The sequence below is a fragment of the Streptomyces sp. NPDC006265 genome, assembly GCF_040613555.1.
GTDB lineage: Bacteria > Actinomycetota > Actinomycetes > Streptomycetales > Streptomycetaceae > Streptomyces.
Genome location: NZ_JBEXSH010001075.1, coordinates 1 through 2,644 on the forward strand (window position 1 = coordinate 1; position 2,644 = coordinate 2,644).

The window sequence follows — 2,644 nt, forward strand, 5'->3', positions numbered from 1 at the left end:
GGTACCTCCTGCTCGAGCGGAGTCGAGAGCTTGGGGGAGCGTGCCGGGCGTCGTGACGGGGCGAACGTTGCCTGCCGCGGCACTAGCGGGCCCGCTCGACCCGCCGTTCGTCCCAGACCGGGTCCGGGGTCTCCCGGACCCGGCCGTCGCTGCCGAAGACCAGGAAGCGGTCGAAGGAGCGGGCGAACCAGCGGTCGTGGGTGACCGCGAGGACCGTGCCGTCGAAGGCCTCCAGGCCCTCCTGGAGCGCCTCGGCCGACTCCAGGTCGAGGTTGTCGGTCGGCTCGTCCAGCAGCAGCGCCGTCACGCCCTGAAGCTCCAGCAGGAGGATCTGGAAGCGGGCCTGCTGGCCGCCGGACAGACGCTCGAACGTCTGCTCCGCCTGCTGGGTCAGCTCGTAGCGGCGCAGGCGGGACATCGCGGCTCCGCGGTCCTGTGCGTGCTCCTTCCACAGGATGTCGAGGAGCGTGCGGCCCTCCAGCTCCGGGTGCGCGTGCGTCTGCGCGAAGTGGCCGGGAACGACCCGGGCGCCCAGCTTCCAGTCCCCCGTGTGCGCCACGTCGTCACCGGCGAGCAGGCGCAGGAAGTGGGACTTGCCGGAGCCGTTGGAGCCGAGGACGGCGACGCGTTCGCCGTAGAAGACCTCCAGGTCGAAGGGCTTCATCAGGCCGGTGAGCTCCAGGCTCGCGCAGGTGACCGCCCGGACGCCGGTGCGGCCGCCCTTGATCCGCATCCTGATGTCCTGCTCGCGCGGCGGCTCCGGGGGCGGTCCGGCCTCCTCGAACTTGCGCAGACGCGTTTGCGCGGCCGCGTAGCGGGAGGCCATCTCGTGACTGACGGCCGCGGCCTGACGCAGCGTCAGCACCAGCTTCTTCAGCTGGGCGTGCTTCTCGTCCCAGCGCCTGCGCAACTCCTCGAAGCGGGCGAAGCGTTCCCGCCGTGCGTCGTGGAAGGTGGCGAACCCGCCGCCGTGCACCCAAGCGTCGGCGCCCGTGGGCCCGGGCTCCAGGGAGACGATCTTCTCGGCGGCCCGGGCGAGGAGTTCGCGGTCGTGGGAGACGAACAGAACCGTCTTGCGGGTCTCCTTCAGCCGTTCCTCCAGCCACCGCTTGCCGGGGACGTCGAGGTAGTTGTCGGGCTCGTCCAGGAGCAGCACCTCGTCGGTGCCGCGCAGCAGCGCCTCCAGGACGAGCCGCTTCTGCTCGCCGCCCGAGAGGGTGCGGACCTCCCGGAACTGCGCCTTGTCGTACGGCACCCCGAGCGCGGCCGTCGTGCACATGTCCCATAGCGTCTCGGCCTCGTACCCGCGGGCCTCGGCCCAGTCGGCGAGGGCCTGCGCGTACGCCAGCTGGGCGGCCTCGTCGTCGACGGTCATGATCGCGTGCTCGGCGGCGTCCACGGCGACGGCCGCCTCGCGGATGCGGGGCGTCGCGACGGACACGAGCAGGTCCCGCACGGTCGTGTCGTCGCGTACGGATCCCACGAACTGCCGCATGACGCCGAGCCCGCCGCCGAGGCCCACGGATCCCCCGTGCGGCTTGAGCTCACCGGCGAGCATCCGGAGCAGGGTGGTCTTCCCGGCGCCGTTGGGCCCGACGAGGGCCACCACGGCCCCTTCCCCCACCCGGAACGAGACATCGCCCAGCAGCGCCCTTCCATCGGGCAGGTAGTACTCCAGGTGCGCGGCTTCGAGGTGTCCCATGGGCGCGATTCTGTGGGGGCGCGGGGGTCCGGGGCAAACGGGTTTCAGATCCCGGGGGGGTGCCGGTCAGACCCTTTCCAGCGGCCGATGCGGCTCGCTGGGAAGCTCTGCCACGATCGTGTCGCCGGGACGGATCACGCCCCCCTCGCGCACTACGCTCATGATCCCGGCCTTGCGCACGATGTTCCCCGCCTCGTCACGCCCGACGACCTGCTTCAGCAGTCCGTCCTGGAAGAGGTCGATCTGCAGGCAGGGATTGCGCAGCCCGGTGACCTCCAGGACCGCGCCGTCGCCGATGCGCAGCAGCGTGCCGGTCGGCAGCGCGAGCAGGTCGATGCCCCGGGTGGTGATGTTCTCGCCGAGTTCGCCGGACGCCACCTTGAATCCGCCCTCGCCGACCTCGGCGAAGAGCTCCTCGTGGATGAGGTGGACCTGCCGCAGATTCGGCTGGGTGGGATCCTGCGCGACGCGCGAGCGGTGCTTGACCGTCACCCCGGCGTGCACGTCTCCTTCCACCCCGAGCCCGGCGAGCAGCCTGATGCTGTCCCGGTTCGGCTTGGTGAACGAGTACTCTCCGTTGCTGCTGACCGCCGTCACGTGCGCGTTCATCTCTCGGTTCCCCCTGTTTCGGCGACGATGATCAGCTCCGAGCCTGCCCCGGGAGTGTCGGCGTGTCCACCCCCTCCGGGTACCCGCACCGCATGACGCCCCCCGACCTGGACCTCACCACCCCCAAGCCCGGGCACCATCCCCTGCGCGATCGCGCCCTCGCCCTGGACCGCCGCCTCTTCGAGGCCGCCGCGGCCCGGCACTGGCCGGGGGCGGGCCCCGTCCTGCCCCGGCTGAGCCGCAGCGCGAATCACGGGGCGCTCTGGTTCGCGGCCGCCGCCGCCCTCGCGGATGTGCGTCAACTCGCTGATGACGCGGGCGCGGTGGGGACGC

Annotated in this window: 2 protein-coding genes and 1 pseudogene; 1 reads left to right on the forward strand and 2 read right to left on the reverse strand. The window is 71.8% G+C overall.

The window, feature by feature from the left end; genetic code table 11:
• Window positions 1–82: 82 nt before the first annotated feature.
• Window positions 83–1,702, reverse strand: coding sequence for an ATP-binding cassette domain-containing protein (locus ABZ281_RS45395; RefSeq protein ID WP_356664237.1), 1,620 nt, complete (start codon window positions 1,700–1,702; stop codon window positions 83–85).
• Between the two features lie 66 nt (window positions 1,703–1,768).
• Window positions 1,769–2,311, reverse strand: a complete 543-nt coding sequence (locus ABZ281_RS45400; RefSeq protein WP_356664239.1) for an MOSC domain-containing protein — start codon at window positions 2,309–2,311, stop codon at window positions 1,769–1,771.
• Between the two features lie 92 nt (window positions 2,312–2,403).
• On the opposite strand from ABZ281_RS45400, the pseudogene ABZ281_RS45405 reads away from it, so the two are divergent.
• Window positions 2,404–2,644: pseudogene (locus ABZ281_RS45405) on the forward strand (hypothetical protein); the annotation flags it as partial.

Bases quoted from the DNA above. Each gene is read 5' to 3' on its own strand.
- ABZ281_RS45395 (WP_356664237.1), bottom strand. From the start codon at position 1,702: ATGGGACACCTCGAAGCCGCGCACCTGGAGTACTACCTGCCCGATGGA.
- ABZ281_RS45400 (WP_356664239.1), bottom strand. From the start codon at position 2,311: ATGAACGCGCACGTGACGGCGGTCAGCAGCAACGGAGAGTACTCGTTC.